This window comes from Pseudomonas marginalis (assembly GCF_900105325.1).
GTDB classification, from domain to species: Bacteria; Pseudomonadota; Gammaproteobacteria; order Pseudomonadales; family Pseudomonadaceae; genus Aquipseudomonas; species Aquipseudomonas marginalis.
On the sequence record NZ_FNSU01000001.1, the window covers coordinates 1,345,120 to 1,364,307 of the forward strand.

Here is a 19,188-nt window from a genome sequence, read left to right on the forward strand (position 1 = left end):
CGGACGCCAGAATATAGGCGTCAAGGCCTGGACGGGCAGAATGCCCCGCGCGGGCCGGTAAACACGGGCGAAGTCATTGATTTAAATAAATTTATCCTTGGGGGTTGACGACCTTTCAATCCATCCATAGAATGCGCGCCACTTACAGCGTAAAGCACACAGCGAAACGCGGTAGGGAGTGAATGTTGTACGTGTGTCCCCTTCGTCTAGTGGCCTAGGACACCGCCCTTTCACGGCGGTAACAGGGGTTCGAGTCCCCTAGGGGACGCCATATGCGGGAATAGCTCAGTTGGTAGAGCACGACCTTGCCAAGGTCGGGGTCGCGAGTTCGAGTCTCGTTTCCCGCTCCAATTTACAAGCAGTGTGGCTTTCGGGCGGCACTGAGTGAAACCAGGACCAAGTCTTCGGACGAGGCCTCTGGGCACTGAAATACACACCATGTGTTTCAGTAGCGTGTCCCCTTCGTCTAGTGGCCTAGGACACCGCCCTTTCACGGCGGTAACAGGGGTTCGAGTCCCCTAGGGGACGCCATTTGCGGGAATAGCTCAGTTGGTAGAGCACGACCTTGCCAAGGTCGGGGTCGCGAGTTCGAGTCTCGTTTCCCGCTCCATATTCAACAAAAACGCCGATCAGTGATGATCGGCGTTTTTGTTTGTGCGTTATTTGTTCATCTGCCTGAACCTGTCATCTTCCTGACTCAGTTCCTGGCGTGTTCGAGATATAGTCTGGCGTTTGAGTTCAAGGAGCACGCGTGATGGCAGAAACTTCTCAATCGTCCGGTGAAACCAAGGTCGCCCCATTGGGTATCAGCGCCTTGGAAAAAGCATGGGATTTCCATTGGGCAATGCGCTTTGTCAGCGTTGTGCTGTTTCTCGATATCGCTTTGCTAATCCGTACCCGGACGCCCTTGGTGGAGTGGACGACCAGCAGCGATGCATTGCTCGCTGACTTGGGGTTCCTGGCGGTCACCGCGGCCTCTTTTGCGCTGGTGGTGTCTTTCGTTCTGCCGCTGTTGACGGAAATCGTTCGTGGGATCGGCACAAGGTTGCGAATGGCCTTTCCAAAGCTCTTGGGTGATGCCTATACACCTCCTTCAAGGGGGATCGGTTATGTGTGGGCCAACGACCTTCTGGACCTGGCACTGAAGGAAAACAGTGATTTCCTGCTTAGCTGGTATCAGCGGCATGTGCAGTTGCGAGAACAGCACCGGTTGATGATGAACAAAGTCGCGCACTTGGTGTTTGGTTGTTTGGTGCTGTCCGTCGTGGATTGGGCGGTGCCATATTTTGGATTCGGCACTGGTTCGCTGATTTTCTCGGCCATGCATGTACTGGGTGATACGGGGCTGTTTCTGGCCAGCATGGTCGTGGTAGCGGGCGGGGTAATGTTGGCGTCGGCATGGTTTGCCATCGAGTCTTCCCTGTATATCTACTACCCACCCCTGGACATGTTGCAGCGGGAGCAGGAGCGCAAGCGATACCAGGGCGCATGAAGAACCTGAGTAAAAATGCCGATCATCACTGATCGGCGTTTTTTTGCGCACACTTCAATCGCTGTCAGAGCTTCGGCAACTGTCCGATACGCCCCATCATTTCGGTGACGATCTGCAGATCCAGCAAGAACTGGTCGACCGTCTTGAACTCATTGTCGGTGTGCCCGGTGTATTTCACTTCCGGCCGCGCCAGGCCGAATTGCACGCCATTGGGCAGTTCATGCACGGACGTCGCGCCGGCCGAGGTGCCGAATTTGTGCTCCATACCGAGGTTTTCGCTGGCCACGGCCAACAAGGCCTTCACCCACTCACCTTCCGGGTTGCGGTACATCGGTTCGGCGACCGAGTAGGTGAAGTCCACGTTGACCTTGGTTTGCTTGTCCCAGGCGCTCAACTTGTCGGAAATCTCGGCTTTCAGTTTCTCCGGCGATTTGCCCTTTGGTACACGCAGGTTCACCGCCAGCTTGAAGGCTTTGTCATCCAGGCCGACAAAGGTCAGCGAGGTGGTCAGCGGCCCCATGAAATCATCGGAGAAACCCACGCCCAATTTGCCGCCCAGATAATCCAGACCCCAGTTGTCCGAGGCATAACGGGCCGCGTCGGTGATGTGGTTGTGCTTGAGGGCGATCTTGCCGTCGATGCTGTGGATCAGCTCCAGCATGCGCGACACCGGGTTGATACCGGATTCGGGCTCGGAGGAGTGCGCGGAAACCCCGGTCACTGTCAGCTTGACCTCTTTGCCAACCACCTTGGCTGTTACTTCGAAGTCACCGCCGTTGCGTTTGGCATACTCCGTACCGGCTTTTTGCAGGCTGGCGGCCAGTTCGGCAGGCGTGTCGCTGATCAACGTGGCAACCGAGGCCGAGGGAATCTGGTTGGTGGCCATGCCGCCGGTCATCGCGATGATTTCCGCGCCTTGGCCTTCCCCTTTGCGGCGCGGGAAGGTGGCCATGACAGTGCCATAACCTTTTTCGGCAATCACCACCGGGTAGCCGCCATCCAGCGCCAGGTTGTACTGCGGCGTCGGGTTGCGTTCGAAGTAATAGGGGATCGCGTCGCCGGAAGTTTCTTCGGTGGTGTCCACCAGCAGCTTGAAATTGCGCGCCAGCGGCAACTTCTCTTCCTTGATCACCTTCATGGCGTACATCGCCACCACGATGCCGTTTTTTGTCATCCTCGGTGCCACGGCCATACATGCGGTCGCCGATCAGCGTGACCTTGAACGGGTCGAGCCTGGTGCCGTCTTTCAACACCCAGTTCTCCGGCGTCACCGGCACCACGTCGGCGTGGGCGTGGATACCCACCACTTCGTCGCCGTTGCCTTCCAGGGAAATCTCGTACACGCGGTTGTCGACGTTGCGGAAGTTCAGGTTGAAGGTCTTGGCCAGGGCCTGGATCTTGGCGGCAATCCGGATGAATTCCGGATTTTTGTACTGCGGCATGCCGTCCACGTTGAAGGTCGGAATTTCCACCAGTTCGCGCAAGGTATCGAGGGCGGCTTTGCCGTATTTCACTCGGGTGTAAATACCCAAAAGGCGATGGATTTCGTTCTGCTGGTCGGCGGTCAGGGTTTTGTTATCGAGGAAGGCACCGATCGCCGGGCCTACGTCGTTGGCCTTGCCCAGGTCGCCTTTGGCCAGGGTGCCGAGGAAACCACGGAAATCCGTGACCGACGTTTCGCTGAAGCTCGTCAGGATCGCCGTGCTTTGCTCTGGGGTGATGTTGGCAAAGGCAGGTGTGGTCATCACCGAAAGGCCGGCCGCGAACAGGGTGGCAGCCGCTAATTGCTTGAGTCGAAAGTGCATGGTCAGGGGCATTCCTTTGCAAAGGGAAATGGGGGATTCCTGATCAATATGTCAGAAATATTTCGACACACTACCACTGCCAAGGTGTGCCCGGGAGACCACTGGGAGGCTTATCTAAAAACTCGATAGCACCCGACTCTGCTCTCTAGTCCAGGCTGTAACGCACCGACAACGCACCCTTTTTCTCCGAAAGCGCCAGGATCGTTACCTGACCCAACTCGCCCAGCGTTTGCACATGGGTACCGCCGCAAGCGTAGGTGGGCAGATCACCGAAGCCCACTTCGCGGGTGCCGTCGTCCAGGGCCATATGGCGCGGGTAGTCGGCGGCGATCCATTGGTTGATCTGCTGTTGAATGATCTCGGCGTCCATGGCTTGCGCGGTTTCGCCACGGATAAAAGTGATCTTGCCTTCACCTGGCCAGTGGTGCGCCTTGATCGGCATCCAACCCAGGGTTTCGCCAGCGTTGCCGATCAAATGCCCGGCGGAGTGCAGGCGGGTGTGCAGGGCGCGGCGTGGTTCGTCGACCCGCGCGGTGATGGGGCCCGGTTCCACCGGTTGGTTGACATAGTGCACCACGCGATCGGTTTCCTGGGTGACTCGCAGCACCTGGCTGTCGCCCAGCCAGCCGGTATCGAACGGCTGGCCACCGCCTTGGGGATGGAAAATCGTCGACTGCAAAACGACCGCAAACTGGCCCTCGCAGGGGGTGCAACTGAGTACTTCAAGCTCGGCGGTCAGGTGGTCATGGGTGAAAAACAGGCGCTCGGTCATTTTCTACATCCGCATCAGGGTTCTGCGGGCAGTATAAATAGTGCCTGGATAGGTGATAATCCGCTCAAATATCAATGGACCTGTGCGTCATGAGCATCAATCTTCCTTTGCCGCTGCTGGGCGAAATGGCGATTTTCGTCAAGGTAGTAGAGACCGGCAGCTTCTCCGAAGCCGCGCGGCAGTTGAGCCTTTCGCCGTCGGCGGTAAGCCGCAGTATTTCGCGCCTGGAAAAGGCCCTGTCCACCCGTTTGCTGCAACGCACCACGCGCAAATTGCGCCTGAGTGAAGCCGGTGAGGAGGTTTTCAAGCGCTGCCAGGAAATGGTCAGCGCGGCGCGCTCAGTGATGGAAATCAGCGGCCAGTTCACCCACGAGGCCGAGGGCCTGGTGCGGGTCAGTGTGCCGAAGGCGGTGGGGCGATTTGTGGTGCACCCGCATATGCCGGAGTTCCTGCGGCGTTATCCCAGGGTGGATGTGCAATTGATCCTCGAGGACCGGCATGTGGACCTGATCGATGACAATGTCGACCTCAGCATCCGCATCACCGACAGCCCGCCGCCGGGCCTGGTGGGGCGGCAGTTATTGCCGATTGAGCATTTACTCTGTGCCACGCCGCAGTATCTAGCCGAGCATGGTGCGCCGGAGCATCCCCATGATTTGCTGGCGCACAGTTGCATCTATCTCGGTGAAACCCCGGGGGATTCACGCTGGAAATTCCGCCAGGGCGGCAAGGCGGTGACGGTCGGCGTGCGTGGACGTTATGCGGCGAACCACACCGGCGTTCGGCTGGATGCGGTGTTGCAGCACGTGGGAATTGGCAGCTTGCCGTATTTCACCGCGCGGCATGCGTTGGAGGAGGGGCGGTTGGTACAGGTGCTGCCCGGGTGGGACTTTATTGCGTCCTACCATGGCGAAGCGTGGTTGTTGCATTCGCCCACGCGTTACCTGCCGCCGAAGCTTCGGGTGTTTATCGATTATCTGGTGGAGTGCATGGCGAGGGAGCCGACATTGCGCCGGCGATAGGCGCACGGTCGAAAATGTGGGAGGAGGGCTTGCTCCCTCCCGCATTCAGTTATGCAGTGTCTTGAACAATCAGTGTTTGCTTTGGTCCTGCGGCATGGCCAGCAGTTGCTTTTCCTGGTTCCAGTCGAAGGGTTCGTCGTTTTGTTCGGCTTCAAAGCGACGCTCTTCCAGGGCCTGGTACAGGTCCAGTTCTTCGTCGGGCATGAAGTGCAGGCAATCGCCGCCGAAGAACCACAGCAGGTCGCGCGGGACCAGGTGGGCGATCTGCGGGTAGCGCAGGATGACCTGGCTCATCAGGTCCTGGCCCAGGTACTGGCTTTCGATCGGGTCGATCGGCAGCAGGGCGCGCAGTTCGTCGAAGCGCTCCAGGAACAGGGTGTGGCTTTCCTCGGGCACCTGTTCGGCTTCGCCGACGGCAACCAGGATGCTGCGCAGGTGGTCGAGCAAGACGAGATGATCGGCAACGACGTTGGACACGAGATAAGTCCTCTAAAGCAAAAACGGGCGCGAGAGTATATGCCTCTCGCGCCCGTTTTTATATGACCGCCGGACTCAGCGGACTTTACCTTCAGCGTGTACCAGCTCTTCCTTGCTGAAATCATCCACGTCGATCACCTTGCGCCGTGCCGCTTCGGCGTCGCGCAAGCTCTGCGCTTCCGCCGGTTGCAGCACACCGGCGTGCAGGGCGGCATCGATCGCATGTTCGCCGGCAGCGGGTTTGACCTGGCCACTTTTGAGCGCGGTGTGCAGTTTTTTCTGCAATGGATGGCTGGCACCCAATAGATCGTAGGCGTGTTGCAGAGCGCCCACTGGATCTTCTGCCGATTGTGGGCGGTAGCAGCCGGCCAGCAATTCTTCCAGGGTCGGGTCGCCTTTGGCGCGGCCAATCACCGCGGCCACTTCGGCATCCAGCGCATCGGACGGACCGGCATGGCGACGCCCGAACGGGAATACAATCACCCGCAGCAGGCAGCCCAGCACTTTATTCGGGAAGTTGCTCAGCAGCTCATCCAACGCACGCTCGGACTCGCCGAGGCTTTCTTCCATGGCCCAGGCGAACAGCGGTTCCAAGTGATCCGGCGAATCCAGGTCGTGGTAACGCTTGAGTGCCGCCGACGCCAGGTACATATGGCTTAGCACGTCACCGAGGCGTGCCGACAGGCGTTCGCGGCGTTTCAACTCGCCACCCAGCAGCATCATGCTCAGGTCCGCCAGCAGCGCGAACGCGGCAGCCTGGCGGTTCAATGCGCGGAAATAACCCTGGCTCAAACGGTTGCCCGGGGCTTTCTCGAAGTGCCCCACGCCGAGGTTCAGCACCAGGGTGCTGGCGGCATTGCTCACGGCAAAACCAATGTGTTGCATCAGCAGCCCGTCGAACTCCTTCAGCGCCTGATCGTGGTCCTCACGCCCGGCCAGCGCCATTTCCTTGAGCACGAACGGATGGCAGCGGATGGCACCCTGGCCGAAGATCATCAGGTTGCGCGAGAGGATGTTCGCGCCTTCCACGGTGATGAAGATCGGCGCGCCCTGCCAGCTGCGGCCCAGGTAGTTGTTCGGGCCCATGATGATGCCCTTGCCGCCGTGTACGTCCATGGCGTGGCTGATGCACTCACGGCCGCGTTCGGTCAGGTGGTACTTGAGGATCGCCGACAGCACCGAGGGTTTTTCCCCAAGGTCCACGGCATTGGCGGTGAGCATGCGTGCGCTGTCCATCAGCCAGGCGTTGCCGCCGATGCGCGCCAGGGCTTCCTGGATACCTTCGAAGGCTGACAGCGGTACGTTGAACTGCTCGCGCACCTGGGCGTACTGGCCGGTGACCAGGCTGGTGAACTTGGCGGCGCCGGTACCCACGGCGGGCAGGGAGATCGAACGGCCGACCGACAGGCAGTTCATCAGCATCATCCAGCCTTTGCCGAGCATTTCCTGGCCGCCGATGAGGTATTCCAAGGGGATGAACACGTCCTTGCCGGAGTTCGGACCGTTCATGAACGCGGCGCCGAGGGGCAGGTGGCGACGGCCGATTTCCACACCGGGGGTGTCGGTAGGGATCAGTGCGAGGCTGATGCCCAGGTCTTCTTCTTCACCCAGCAGGTGGTCTGGATCGTGGGCCTTGAAGGCCAGGCCCAGCAGGGTCGCGACCGGGCCAAGGGTGATGTAGCGTTTTTCCCAGTTCAGGCGCAGGCCGAGGGTTTCCTTGCCTTCCCATTCGCCTTTGCAGATCACCCCCGTGTCAGGCATGGCGCCGGCATCGGAGCCCGCCAGCGGGCCGGTGAGGGCGAAGCAGGGGATGTCATCGCCACGCGCCAGGCGTGGCAGGTAGTGGTTGCGTTGTTCGTCGGTGCCGTAATGCAACAGCAATTCGGCCGGGCCGAGGGAGTTGGGCACCATCACTGTGGAGGCCAGGTCGCCGCTGCGGGTGGCGAGTTTCATCGCGACCTGGGAGTGGGCATAAGCGGAGAAGCCCTTGCCGCCATATTCCTTGGGAATGATCAGGGCGAAGAAACCGTGGGTCTTGATGTGCTCCCACGCGGCCGGCGGCAGGTCCATGGCCTGGCCGATTTCCCAGTCGCTGACCATGGCGCAGAGTTCTTCGGTGGGGCCGTCGATAAAGGCCTGTTCTTCCTCGGTCAGTTGCACCTTGGGGTAGGCCAGCAGCTTGTCCCAGTCGGGACGACCGCTGAACAGTTCGCCGTCCCACCACACGGTGCCGGCGTCGATGGCGTCGCGCTCGGTCTCGGACATCGGCGGCAAGACTTTCTGGAACCAGCTGAACAGCGGCTTGGTGAAGTATTGGCGGCGCAGGTCCGGCAGCAGCAAGGGCGCGGCCACCACAGCGATCAATACCCAGAAAATCAGCAGCAGCCAACCCGGTGCATGGCTCCAGGTGCCCATCGCCAGCAGGTAAACGGCGACCACGCCCAGGGCGGGCAGAGGGGCGACGCGGCGATGTGCCAGGTAGGCAATGCCGACCACCAGAACCAGTATCCACAACAACAGCATATTCAATCCTCCGTGAAACCAGGGGCGAAACCACCAGGGAGCTTAGTCGGCATCCGAACAAGCGGGGTGATCAGGGTGTTACAAGTTGTACTGGGAACACCTGGCATCAGGCGCCGACATTTGGCCGAATCGTCGTTATCTCCGTGGCGGACCTGTCGTTAAACTCCAGGCTTCCTTCGGAGATCAAGCTCATGGATACGTATCTGAGTCCCAGCCGCTTCATCGATAGTGACCACCCTGCGGTGGTGGAGTTCGCCGAAAAACACCGCGGCTCCAGCGCGAATTTACGTGACCAGGCGGTCAGTCTCTATTACGCCGTGCGTGAGGCGATTCGCTATAACCCCTACACCTTCAGCCGCGATCCCGCCACCTTGAATGCCAGCTTCGCCCTGGCCGCCGGCGAAAGCTATTGCGTGCCCAAGGCCACCTTGCTCGCCGCCTGCGCCCGTCACTGCGGCATCCCGGCGCGCATCGGTCTTGCGGATGTGCGCAATCACCTGTCGACACCGCGCCTGATCGCGTTGCTCAAAAGCGATGTGTTTGCCATGCATGGCTACACCGAGCTTTACCTGGACGGCCGCTGGGTCAAGGCGACGCCGGCGTTCAACCGCCAACTCTGTGAGGTGTTCGACGTACCACCACTGGACTTCGACGGGATCAGCGACAGCGTATTCCATGCATTCAACCGCCAGGGGCAGCGCTCGATGGAGTACGTGGTGGACCATGGGCAGTTTCCCGATGTGCCCGAGGATTTCTTCTTCGCCCATTTGGAGAAATGTTACCCACACCTGTTTGCTGAACAGATGCCGATCTTGTCGGGCGACTTGCCGAGCGATTTGAGCCGCGGGTGAACCGGCGTATGCTGCTGCGTTCATCCAGCCATGTTCATCAACAAAAAGGCGCGGTCATGCTGAAGATCTGGGGTCGTAAAAATTCATCAAACGTCAGGAAAACACTGTGGTGCGCCGAGGAACTCGGCCTGGACTATGAGGCAATTGATGCGGGCGGGGCTTTTGGCGTGGTAGACACGCCGCAATACCGGGCATTGAACCCGAATGGCCGCGTGCCGATGATCGAGGATGGCGACTTTGTGTTGTGGGAGTCCAACACCATCGTGCGCTACCTCTGCGCCAAGCACGCGTCGGCGTTCTACCCGAGCGACCTGCAGGCGCGTGCCAGCGCCGAGAAATGGATGGACTGGACCACCTCGACCCTCGCCGAGCCGTTCAAGGCCGTGTTCTGGGGCGTTGTGCGCACCCCGGCGCAGAAGCAGGACTGGGACAGCATCAACGCCGGGCGTCAGGCCTGTATCGATGCACTGAGCACCGTGAACAATGCATTGGCCGAGCAGCCTTACCTGTCGGGCGACACCTTCGGCGTAGGTGATATTCCCCTGGGCTGCTTTATCTACGCCTGGTTCGAGATGCCCATCGAACGCCCTGCGATGCCCAACCTAGAGGCCTGGTACCAGCGTCTGCAACAGCGCCCGGCCTACCGCAAGGCGGTCATGACCGCGTTGACTTAATACTGACTATTAATACAGGTGACTGTACTTGTGCGGCGCGGGCAAGCACCATGCCTGTCATGCGCCGCCGTTGAACTACCTGCGCTGCGCCCTCATCTACTCTTTCTATTCCCTTCTTTGGTGCGTATTCCGATATGAGTTCCGCTCTGTCCATCCGGCAGCTAACCAAAACCTACGGCAACGGTTTCCAGGCCCTGAGTGGTATCGATCTGGACGTTGCCGAAGGTGACTTCTTCGCCTTGCTCGGCCCCAACGGCGCCGGCAAATCCACCACCATCGGTATCCTCTCCACTCTGGTCAACAAGACCAGCGGCACGGTGAATATCTTCGGCCACGACCTGGACAAATCCCCGGCGGCGCTCAAGCGCTCCATCGGTGTGGTGCCCCAGGAATTCAACTTCAACCAGTTCGAAAAGACTTTCGACATTGTCGTGACCCAGGCTGGCTACTACGGCATCCCGGCGAAAGTTGCCAAGGAGCGCGCCGAGCAATACCTGACCCAGTTGGGCCTGTGGGACAAGCGCGACGTGCCGTCCCGCTCGCTGTCCGGCGGCATGAAGCGTCGCTTGATGATTGCCCGCGCACTGGTGCATGAACCGCGCCTGTTGATCCTCGATGAGCCCACCGCCGGCGTGGACATCGAACTGCGTCGTTCGATGTGGACCTTCCTCACCGAGCTGAACGAGAAGGGCATCACCATCATCCTCACCACCCATTACCTGGAGGAGGCTGAGCAGCTGTGCCGCAACATCGGCATCATCGACCACGGCACCATCGTCGAGAACACCAGCATGCGTAACCTGCTGGGCCAACTGCATGTGGAAACCTTCCTGCTCGACCTGAAGAACAACCTGTCGGCACCGCCGCAACTGCTCGGCTACCCCAGCCGCCTGGTGGACAGCCACACCCTGGAAGTCCAGGTGGATAAAGCCATGGGCATCACTGCGTTGTTCACCCAGTTGGCGGCGCAGAACATCGACGTGCTGAGCCTGCGTAATAAAACCAATCGCCTTGAGGAGTTGTTCGTGTCCCTGGTGGAGAAAAATCTGACGAAGGTGGCGGTATGAGTTCTGAGCTGCAACCCAACCTCGTCGCACTGCAGACCATCGTCTACCGCGAAGTGAAGCGCTTTACCCGGATCTGGCCGCAGACCCTGCTGCCGCCGGCGATCACCATGGTGTTGTACTTTGTGATCTTCGGTAACCTGATCGGCCGGCAGATCGGCGACATGGGTGGTTTCACCTATATGGAGTACATCGTGCCGGGCCTGATCATGATGTCGGTGATCACCAATTCCTACGGCAACGTGGTCTCCAGTTTCTTCGGCAGCAAGTTCCAGCGCTCCATCGAAGAGCTGATGGTCTCGCCGGTGTCGCCGCATACCATTTTGATCGGCTACACCCTGGGTGGCGTACTGCGCGGCTTGATGGTGGGCGTGATCGTGACGCTGCTATCACTGTTCTTCACCCACCTGCAGGTGCATCACCTCGGCGTCACCATTCTGGTGGTGGTGCTGACGGCGACCATCTTCTCGCTGCTGGGGTTTATCAACGCCGTGTTTGCACGCAACTTCGATGACATCTCGATCATCCCGACTTTCGTGCTGACGCCGCTGACCTACCTGGGCGGGGTCTTCTACTCCATCACCTTGCTGCCGCCGTTCTGGCAGACCGTGTCGCTGGCCAACCCGGTGCTGCACATGGTCAACGCCTTCCGCTACGGCATCCTGGGCGTGTCGGATATCAAGATCAGCGTGGCGATCACCTTCATGCTGGTGGCGACTGTGGTGTTGTATATCGGTTGCGCGAAGCTGCTGGTGAGCGGGCGCGGGATGCGTACCTGATAAAACGCGGTCAAAAAATGTGGGAGGGGGCTTGCTCCCGATTGCGATGTGTCAGCTACAGATAAGCTGACTGACATACCGCTATCGGGAGCAAGCCCCCTCCCACATTTGGTTTTTGTGTCAGGTCTTCAGGCTTTCAGTGCCAGCTCGATCAGCGTGTGCAGTTCTTCAACGTTCAGCGGTGCGCTTGAGAACAGAATACGAAACACCGTCGGCGCTGCCAGCAGATTGATCAAGTGGTCCACGCTCGGTGGCGACTGGTGCGGATAACGGTCGACAATTGCCTGCAGCTGCCCACTCAAGATGCTCACGCAGTAGCCCGGCGTCCCCCTGCATTGCAGGTCGCGCATCATGTTGCGGCCCGGCTCCGAACTCATCTCATCCAGGTATTGCTCGGCCCACGCCCGCAAGTCGCCACGCAGGCTGCCGGTGTTGGCGGGCTCGCTGTCAGGGCGCATGCGCGCCAGGGCCACATCCGCCAGCAGCACCGAGAGGTCGCCCCAGCGCCGATAGATGGTCGAGGGCGTTACGCCTGCGCGCGCGGCAATCATCGGCACCGTGACACTGGAGCGCTCATGGGTTTCGAGCAATTCACGCACGGCCGAATGGACCGATTCCTGTACCCGGGCACTGCGGCCCCCCGGGCGGAGGCCTTCTTTTATCGCCATGCGTGTGACCTTAACACAAAGAATTTGCTTTAAGCGCCGGCGAGTAGCACACTCCGCAAAAGCAAAAAATTAGCTTTAGCGGAGCGTGCCCATGTCCAGCCTCACTTCTCATCGTTCCAGCCTGGTGTTCCTCGCGGTCACGTTGCTGACGTTTCTCGCCGCTTCCAGTGCGCCGACACCGTTGTATCACCTGTACCAGGAGGGGCTGCATTTTTCGGCGGGCACGCTCACGCTGATCTTTGGCGTGTACGCCCTGAGCCTGTTGGCGGCGCTGTTGACCGTGGGCGCGCTGTCGGACCACCTGGGACGCAGGCCAGTGATTTTTACGGCGTTGGTCCTGAATATGTTGGCGATGCTGCTGTTTATCAATGAAGACAGCGTGGCCTGGCTGATCGCTGCGCGTACCGTACAGGGGTTTGCCACCGGCATGGCCACGGCGGTGCTGGGCGCGGCCTTGCTCGACACCGACCGCCAGCAGGGCCCGCTGGTCAACAGCGTGGCACCGCTGCTGGGCATGGCGTGCGGTGCGATGGGCAGCAGCGTGCTGGCGGAGTTCGCGCCACTGCCGACGCAGTTGATCTACTGGACGCTGCTGGCGCTGATGCTGATGCAGGCGCTGTATGTGTGGCGCCTGCCGGAAACCGTTGATCGTATTCCCGGTGCACTGGCCTCGCTGCGCCCCACGCTGCATGTGCCGCCCCAGGCGCGTCGCGCGTTGTGGCTGTCATTGCCGGTGGACGTGGCGGTGTGGGCGATGGGGGGCTTTTACCTGTCCCTGGCGCCGTCGCTGGTACGGGCGGCGACAGGCTCTACATCGAACCTTATCGGTGGCGGCCTGGTGGCGGTGCTGACGTTGAGTGGCGCGCTGATGATCTTCACCCTGCGCAATCGCCCGGCCAGCAAGGTGCTGCGCCTGGGCGCGACGCTGCTGGCGGTGGGGGTGGCGCTGATCCTTACTGCGGTGCACAGCGCCAGCCTGCCGCTGTTTTTTATCGCCACATTGATCGCCGGCAGCGGCTTCGGCGCCGGCTTTCTCGGCGCATTGCGCAGTGTGGTGCCGCTGGCTTTGCCCCATGAACGGGCAGGCTTGATGTCGGCATTCTATGTGCTGAGTTATTTGGCGTTCTGCTTACCTTCGCTGCTGGCGGGCAACCTGATTCGCAGCTTTGGCCTGATCGTCACCACCGACGGTTACGGCGCTGTACTGATCCTGCTGGCCCTCGGGGCGTTGGTCGCCTTGCTGCTGCAGGATTCGGCAAAATCCAAGGCGGCCTGCATATCTGTAAAGTAGATAACAGTTAGAGATATTACCCGTTATATAGATATTCGATCAGGTTCTACCATGGCCTCAACCTCATGCGAGGAAGAGGATTGCCATCATGAACTGCTCGACGACCATCAGCTACAAACCCTTCAGTCACCTGACCCGGCCTCGGGAAGTGATTCGCCAATTCACCCCCAACTGGTTCGCCGCGACCATGGGCACCGGCGTGCTGGCGCTGGCCCTGGCGCAATGGCCGGTCAACCTGCCAGGTGTGCAGGCCATTGCCGAAGCACTGTGGTGGTTCACCATTGGTCTGTTCATTCTGTTCAGTGCCCTGTATGCCGCGCGCTGGGTGATGTTTTTCCACGAGGCGCGGCGGATTTTCGGGCACTCCACGGTCTCGATGTTCTTCGGCACCATCCCCATGGGCCTGGCGACCATTCTCAATGGCTTGCTGCTGTTTGGCCTGCCGCGTTGGGGCGCCGATGTGATTGCGTTGGCCGAAGCCCTGTGGTGGCTGGATGTGGCGATGGCCCTGGCCTGCGGTGTGCTGATTCCCTTCATGATGTTCACCCGCCAGGAACACAGCATCGATCAGATGACTGCGGTCTGGTTGCTGCCGGTGGTGGCGGCCGAAGTCGCCGCAGCCAGCGGCGGCTTGCTCGCGCCGCACCTGGCGGACGTTCATTCGCAACTGGTGATGCTGGTGACCAGCTACGTGTTATGGGCGTTTTCCCTGCCGGTGGCGTTCAGCATCCTGACCATCCTGATGTTGCGCATGGCCCTGCACAAACTGCCCCACGCCAACATGGCTGCGTCGAGCTGGCTGGCGCTGGGCCCGATCGGTACCGGTGCCCTGGGCATGTTGTTGCTGGGCGGCGATGCTCCGGCGATCTTTGCCGCCAATGGCTTGTCCGGCGTGGGTGAAATAGCCAATGGGCTCGGCCTGGTCGCAGGCATCACCCTGTGGGGCTTCGGCTTGTGGTGGATGCTGATCGCGGTATTGATCACCCTGCGTTACCTGCGCGGCGGTATCCCGTTCAACCTCGGTTGGTGGGGCTTTACCTTCCCATTAGGGGTGTACGCCCTGGCCACGCTGAAGCTGGCGAGCCTGCTGCACCTGGGCTTCTTCAGCGCCTTCGGTAGCCTGCTGGTGGTGGCGTTGGCGCTGATGTGGCTGATCGTGGCCAAGCGCACCGTGCAGGGCGCCTATAAGGGAGAGCTTTTTGTTTCGCCGTGCATTGCAGGACTAGGGAATAAGTAAGCGGAGTTAGGTAAAGTCGTGGCCTGATAACTATTAGGCCACGCAGGAACACGGACGATGAGCCACCCCTCACAATTCACCTTGCTGCGCACACGGCGCTTCCTGCCGTTTTTCATCACCCAGTTGCTGGGCGCTTTCAACGACAACATCTTCAAGCAATCGCTGATCCTGGCGATTCTCTACAAGCTCACCATCGACGGTGACCGCAGCATTTGGGTCAACCTGTGCGCCTTGCTGTTTATCCTGCCGTTCTTCCTGTTTTCGGCGCTGGCCGGGCAGTTTGGCGAAAAATTCAACAAGGATGCGTTGATCCGTGCGATCAAGATCGGCGAGATCGTGATCATGGCCGTCGGTGCCACAGGCTTCCTGTTCAACCATTTGGAATTGATGCTGCTGGCGTTGTTTGCCATGGGTACCCATTCGGCGCTGTTCGGTCCGGTGAAGTACTCGATCATGCCCCAGGCCCTGCACGAAGATGAGCTGGTAGGTGGCAACGGCCTGGTGGAGATGGGTACGTTCCTGGCCATCCTGGCCGGCACCATTGGCGCCGGGATCATGATGTCGTCCACCCATTACGCGCCGATCGTGGCGGTGGCGATTGTCGGCGTGGCGGTGCTGGGTTACCTGGCCAGCCGCAGCATTCCACGGGCGGCCGCATCCACGCCGCAACTGCGCCTGGATTGGAATATCTTCACCCAGTCCTGGGCCACGCTGCGCATGGGCCTGGGGCAGACGCCGGCGGTGTCGCGCTCGATTGTCGGTAACTCGTGGTTCTGGTTTGTCGGCGCGATCTACCTGACGCAGATCCCGGCCTACGCCAAGGAGTGGTTGTACGGCGATGAAACCGTGGTGACCCTGATCCTCACCGTGTTCTCGGTGGGCATCGCCCTGGGCTCGATGCTCTGCGAAAAACTCTCCGGGCGTAAGGTGGAAATCGGCCTGGTACCGTTTGGCTCGTTCGGCCTGACGGTGTTCGGCCTGCTGCTGTGGTGGCATTCCGGCGGTTTCCCGCAGAACGTCCAGGCCAACGATTGGCTCGCGGTGCTCAGCTACGGCCAAGCCTGGTGGGTGTTGTTCGATATCCTTGGCCTGGGTGTGTTCGGCGGCTTCTATATCGTGCCGCTGTACGCGCTGATCCAGTCGCGTACCGCCGAGAACGAGCGGGCGCGGGTGATCGCCGCCAACAACATTCTCAATGCGCTGTTCATGGTGGTATCGGCGATCGTGTCGATCCTGCTGCTGAGCGTGGCCAAGCTGTCGATCCCGGAGTTGTTCTTGGTGGTGTCGCTGCTCAACATCGCGGTCAACGCCTACATCTTCAAGATCGTCCCCGAGTTCACCATGCGCTTCATGATCTGGCTGCTCAGCCACTCCATGTACCGCGTGGAGCATCGCAACCTCGACCTGATCCCGGACGAAGGCGCAGCGTTGCTGGTGTGCAATCACGTGTCGTTTGTCGATGCGTTGTTGATCGGTGGCGCGGTGCGTCGGCCGATTCGCTTTGTCATGTACTACAAGATCTACCGTTTGCCGGTGCTGAACTTTATCTTCCGCACCGCCGGGGCGATTCCGATTGCCGGGCGCAATGAAGATATCCAGATCTACGAAAAGGCCTTCACGCGCATTGCCCAGTACCTGAAGGACGGGGAGTTGGTGTGTATCTTCCCGGAAGGCAAATTGACGGCGGATGGCGAGATGAATGAGTTCCGTGGTGGGGTGACGCGCATCCTGGAAGAGACACCGGTGCCGGTGATTCCGATGGCGTTGCAGGGGCTGTGGGGGAGTTTCTTCAGCCGCGATCCGCACAAGGGCTTCTTTCATCGGATCTGGTCGCGGGTGGTATTGGTGGCGGGTGAGCCTGTTGCCGTGGGGGCGGCTACGCCTGCGCAGTTGCAGGCGGTGGTGGGTGTTTTGCGGGGGAGTGTCAGGTAGTTCTGTGCTGGATGTTCCGGACTCATCGGGGGCTTGCCCCCGATGGCGGTAGCGGCCTAAGCGCTGATCTTAAGCCCAACAAGCCCGCAAATGATCAACGCCACACTGGCCAATCGAAACAACGCCATGGACTCCCCGAACAGGACAATCCCGGCAATCACGGTGCCCACCGCACCCACGCCGGTCCAGATGGCATAGGCGGTGCCCAGGGGCAGTTCTTTCATGGCCAGCCCCAGCAGGCCGAGGCTGATGGCCATGGCTGCAATCGTCAGGGCCGTGGGCAGTGGCTTGCTGAAACCGTCGGTGTACTTCAGGCCGACGGCCCAGCCGACTTCGAACAAGCCGGCAAAAAACAGAATGATCCAGGACATGATGACCTCGCTTCCATAGGCGGGGTCGTCCCCGGATTGTGCGCCTCGACAGCGTCGCGAGGTCGTCCCCGCGAAGCTCGGTAGAGTGCCGAAAATTGATCATGCGATCAAGTTTGCGGCGTGTTCTCCATTACGCGGCGGTCTTCCTTCTCGCTCATGCGGCGGAAATACGTCGACAGCAATGCCCCGGAAATATTGTGCCAGACACTGAACAACGCACTGGGCACTGCCGCCAACGGCGAAAAGTGCGCACTGGCCAAGGCGGCGCCCAGCCCTGAGTTCTGCATGCCCACTTCCAGCGCCAACGACTTGCGTTGGGCCAATGGCAACTTGAACACGCGGCCGGTGAAGTAGCCCAGCAGGTAGCCGAAGCTGTTGTGCAGCATCACCACAGCCATGATCAGCAGGCCCGATTCGGCAATTTTCGCCTGGCTGGCAGCCACTACCGCGGCGACGATGATCACAATGCTGACCACCGACACCAGGGGCAGCACGTCCACCGCATGGCGGACCCGCTCGCCGAGCACGCGTTGCGCGACCACGCCGAGCACGATCGGCAGCAGCACCACTTGCAGGATCGACCAGAACAACTCCATGAACGACACCGGCAACCAGGCCGAGGCCAACAGCCAGATCAGCGCCGGGGTGAGCAGCGGGGCGAGGAGGGTGGTGACGGCAGCGATGGCCACCGACAGCGCCAGGTCGCCACGGGCCAGCCAGGTCATCACGTTGGAGGAGGTGCCGCTTGGGCAGCAACCGACCAGGATCACGCCGACGGCAATTTCCGGCGGCAGGTGAAAGGCCTGGCACAGCAGCCAGGCCACCCCCGGCATGATCACGAAATGCGCGACCACGCCCAGAGCCACGCGCCACGGGTGGCGAGCGACTTCGGCGAAGTCTTCAAGTTTGAGGGTCAGCCCCATGCCGAACATCACCAGGCCCAGCAGCGGGACGATGGCGCTTTTCAGGCCGATGAACCAGCTGGGCTCGAGGAAAGCCACGACGGCGAAGATCAACACCCAGTAGGCGAAGGTATTGCCGACGAAGCGGTTCAAGGCGGCGAGTGCGCGCATGGGGGTGTCCTTGTTATTAGATTCTTGAAGTGCAAATGCGATCAAATGTGTGAGGGGTAATTCCCCTCCCACAATTTGATCTTCAAACGGCTTAGATACCTTGCGGGGTTTCTTCGCCGCCAAGGGCTTCGATCAGCGCCGGCAGGAAGTCACCGAAGGTCAGCATCATCAGCGTGAAGCTGGCGTCCAGTTGACCCAGGGCCTCTTCACCACCGTCCTGTTCCGCCTGGTCTTGCAGCAGGTCTTCGAACTTCAGGCGCTTGACGGTCATCTTGTCGTCGAGCATGAAGGACAGCTTGTCCTGCCAGGCCAGGGACAATTGGGTCACGACTTTGCCGGTGGTCAGGTGCAACTGGATTTCTTCGCCGGTCAGGTCCTGGCGCTTGCAACGCACAATGCCGCCGTCTTCGTGGGTGTCGCGCAGTTCGCATTCGTCGAGGACGAAGAAGTCAGCGGCCGGTTTCTGGGTGGTGACCCAGTCGGTCATGATGGCCGTGGGCGCGGTCTTCACGGTGAGTGGGCGAACCGGCAGGGTGCCGATCACTTCCCGCAGGGTGGAGAGCAGGTCTTCGGCGCGTTTCGGGCTGGCGGAGTTCACCAGGATCAGGCCCTGTTTCGGCGCGATGGCGGCAAAGGTCGACGAACGACGAATAAAGGCGCGGGGCAGGAAGGCCTGGATGATTTCATCCTTGATCTGGTCGCGTTCCTTTTTATAGACCTTGCGCATTTGCTCGGCTTCGATCTCTTCGACTTTCTCTTTCAGTGCGTCACGCACCACGCTACCCGGCAGGATGCGTTCTTCCTTGCGGGCGGCGATCAGCAGGAAGTCACCGCTGACGTGAACCAGGGGAGCGTCCTCGCCTTTACCGAAAGGCGCGACGAAACCGTAGGTGGTCAACTCCTGGCTTGCACAAGGGCGCGCCAGTTTGGTGGCCATGGCCGCTTCCAACGCCTCGGCATCAACAGGCAGATCTTGGGTCAGGCGATAGATAAGCAGGTTCTTGAACCACATGGGGTGAGTCTCTCCTTTATACAAAGGGGGGCATTATTCTCTTGATAGCGCCCCAGGCCAACCCTGCCTAAGCCATTGGAAGGCCTCAAAAAAAAGATTTAAGAAAGTGCTTGCCAGACCCAAGGTCGCTCCGTAGAATGCGCGC

The 19,188-nt window shown here is 60.2% G+C and carries 16 protein-coding genes, 4 tRNA genes and 1 pseudogene; 13 read left to right on the forward strand and 8 right to left on the reverse strand.

Annotated elements, in window-relative coordinates; all coding sequences use genetic code 11:
• Positions 1-195: 195 nt before the first annotated feature.
• The 5 genes from BLW22_RS06565 to BLW22_RS06585 all read left to right on the forward strand — a co-directional run bounded on the left by BLW22_RS06565 (position 196) and on the right by BLW22_RS06585 (position 1,492).
• Positions 196-271, forward strand: a tRNA-Glu gene (locus BLW22_RS06565).
• Positions 272-274: 3 nt separating this feature from the next.
• Positions 275-350, forward strand: a tRNA-Gly gene (locus tag BLW22_RS06570).
• Between the two features lie 105 nt (positions 351-455).
• Positions 456-531 (forward strand) — tRNA-Glu (locus BLW22_RS06575).
• Positions 532-534: 3 nt separating this feature from the next.
• Positions 535-610, forward strand: a tRNA-Gly gene (locus BLW22_RS06580).
• A gap of 144 nt (positions 611-754) precedes the next feature.
• The gene (locus BLW22_RS06585; protein WP_065924516.1) at positions 755-1,492 is read left to right on the forward strand and encodes a hypothetical protein; all 738 of its coding nucleotides are present in this window, start codon (positions 755-757) and stop codon (positions 1,490-1,492) included.
• A 64-nt stretch (positions 1,493-1,556) separates the two neighbouring features.
• On the opposite strand, the pseudogene BLW22_RS06590 reads toward BLW22_RS06585, so the two are convergent.
• Positions 1,557-3,297: pseudogene (locus BLW22_RS06590) on the reverse strand (dipeptidase).
• Positions 3,298-3,442: 145 nt separating this feature from the next.
• Positions 3,443-4,069, reverse strand: coding sequence for an alanyl-tRNA editing protein (locus BLW22_RS06595; RefSeq protein ID WP_065924517.1), 627 nt, complete (start codon positions 4,067-4,069; stop codon positions 3,443-3,445).
• Between the two features lie 89 nt (positions 4,070-4,158).
• Here BLW22_RS06595 and BLW22_RS06600 point away from each other — a divergent pair, with 89 nt between their 5' ends.
• Complete coding sequence (locus BLW22_RS06600; RefSeq protein WP_074844743.1) at positions 4,159-5,091, forward strand: LysR family transcriptional regulator; 933 nt, start codon at positions 4,159-4,161, stop codon at positions 5,089-5,091.
• 69 nt (positions 5,092-5,160) lie between these two features.
• On the opposite strand, the gene BLW22_RS06605 is transcribed toward BLW22_RS06600, so the two are convergent.
• Both BLW22_RS06605 and BLW22_RS06610 read right to left on the reverse strand, forming a co-directional pair.
• Positions 5,161-5,568 carry a PA2817 family protein gene (locus tag BLW22_RS06605; RefSeq protein WP_010567536.1) on the reverse strand — a complete coding sequence of 136 codons (408 nt, stop codon included), beginning with the start codon at positions 5,566-5,568 and terminating at the stop codon, positions 5,161-5,163.
• Between the two features lie 75 nt (positions 5,569-5,643).
• The gene (locus BLW22_RS06610; RefSeq protein WP_074844746.1) at positions 5,644-8,091 is read right to left on the reverse strand and encodes an acyl-CoA dehydrogenase; all 2,448 of its coding nucleotides are present in this window, start codon (positions 8,089-8,091) and stop codon (positions 5,644-5,646) included.
• A 191-nt stretch (positions 8,092-8,282) separates the two neighbouring features.
• On the opposite strand from BLW22_RS06610, the gene BLW22_RS06615 reads away from it, so the two are divergent.
• The 4 genes from BLW22_RS06615 to BLW22_RS06630 all read left to right on the forward strand — a co-directional run bounded on the left by BLW22_RS06615 (position 8,283) and on the right by BLW22_RS06630 (position 11,459).
• Complete coding sequence (locus BLW22_RS06615) at positions 8,283-8,942, forward strand: transglutaminase-like domain-containing protein (RefSeq protein WP_065924519.1); 660 nt, start codon at positions 8,283-8,285, stop codon at positions 8,940-8,942.
• 56 nt (positions 8,943-8,998) lie between these two features.
• Positions 8,999-9,616 carry a glutathione S-transferase family protein gene (locus BLW22_RS06620; RefSeq protein WP_074845180.1) on the forward strand — a complete coding sequence of 206 codons (618 nt, stop codon included), beginning with the start codon at positions 8,999-9,001 and terminating at the stop codon, positions 9,614-9,616.
• A 134-nt stretch (positions 9,617-9,750) separates the two neighbouring features.
• Entirely contained in the window at positions 9,751-10,683 is a 933-nt protein-coding gene (locus tag BLW22_RS06625; RefSeq protein WP_027607098.1) for an ABC transporter ATP-binding protein, read from the forward strand.
• Positions 10,680-11,459 (forward strand): ABC transporter permease, encoded by a 780-nt coding sequence (locus tag BLW22_RS06630; RefSeq protein WP_012723134.1) that lies wholly within the window; start codon positions 10,680-10,682, stop codon positions 11,457-11,459. The genes BLW22_RS06625 and BLW22_RS06630 overlap by 4 nt, the downstream gene beginning before the upstream one ends.
• Before the next feature lie 128 nt (positions 11,460-11,587).
• On the opposite strand, the gene BLW22_RS06635 is transcribed toward BLW22_RS06630, so the two are convergent.
• Positions 11,588-12,127: a TetR/AcrR family transcriptional regulator gene (locus BLW22_RS06635; RefSeq protein ID WP_065947283.1), complete on the reverse strand. Its 540-nt coding sequence runs from the start codon at positions 12,125-12,127 to the stop codon at positions 11,588-11,590.
• Positions 12,128-12,218: 91 nt separating this feature from the next.
• Between BLW22_RS06635 and BLW22_RS06640 the strand changes: the two genes are divergently transcribed.
• The 3 genes from BLW22_RS06640 (at position 12,219) to BLW22_RS06650 (ending at position 16,587) form a co-directional block, all read left to right on the forward strand.
• On the forward strand, positions 12,219-13,418 hold the full coding sequence (locus BLW22_RS06640; protein WP_074844749.1) for an MFS transporter: 1,200 nt from the start codon (positions 12,219-12,221) through the stop codon (positions 13,416-13,418).
• Positions 13,419-13,506: 88 nt separating this feature from the next.
• The gene (locus BLW22_RS06645) at positions 13,507-14,655 is read left to right on the forward strand and encodes a TDT family transporter (RefSeq protein ID WP_074844751.1); all 1,149 of its coding nucleotides are present in this window, start codon (positions 13,507-13,509) and stop codon (positions 14,653-14,655) included.
• A 57-nt stretch (positions 14,656-14,712) separates the two neighbouring features.
• On the forward strand, positions 14,713-16,587 hold the full coding sequence (locus tag BLW22_RS06650; RefSeq protein WP_065924523.1) for an MFS transporter: 1,875 nt from the start codon (positions 14,713-14,715) through the stop codon (positions 16,585-16,587).
• Between the two features lie 56 nt (positions 16,588-16,643).
• On the opposite strand, the gene sugE is transcribed toward BLW22_RS06650, so the two are convergent.
• The 3 genes from sugE to rdgC all read right to left on the reverse strand — a co-directional run bounded on the left by sugE (position 16,644) and on the right by rdgC (position 19,043).
• Complete coding sequence (gene sugE, locus BLW22_RS06655) at positions 16,644-16,958, reverse strand: quaternary ammonium compound efflux SMR transporter SugE (protein ID WP_027607103.1); 315 nt, start codon at positions 16,956-16,958, stop codon at positions 16,644-16,646.
• 107 nt (positions 16,959-17,065) lie between these two features.
• Entirely contained in the window at positions 17,066-18,031 is a 966-nt protein-coding gene (locus tag BLW22_RS06660) for a bile acid:sodium symporter family protein (protein ID WP_074844754.1), read from the reverse strand.
• A 91-nt stretch (positions 18,032-18,122) separates the two neighbouring features.
• Positions 18,123-19,043: a recombination-associated protein RdgC gene (gene rdgC, locus BLW22_RS06665; RefSeq protein WP_065939896.1), complete on the reverse strand. Its 921-nt coding sequence runs from the start codon at positions 19,041-19,043 to the stop codon at positions 18,123-18,125.
• Positions 19,044-19,188 lie beyond the last annotated feature (145 nt).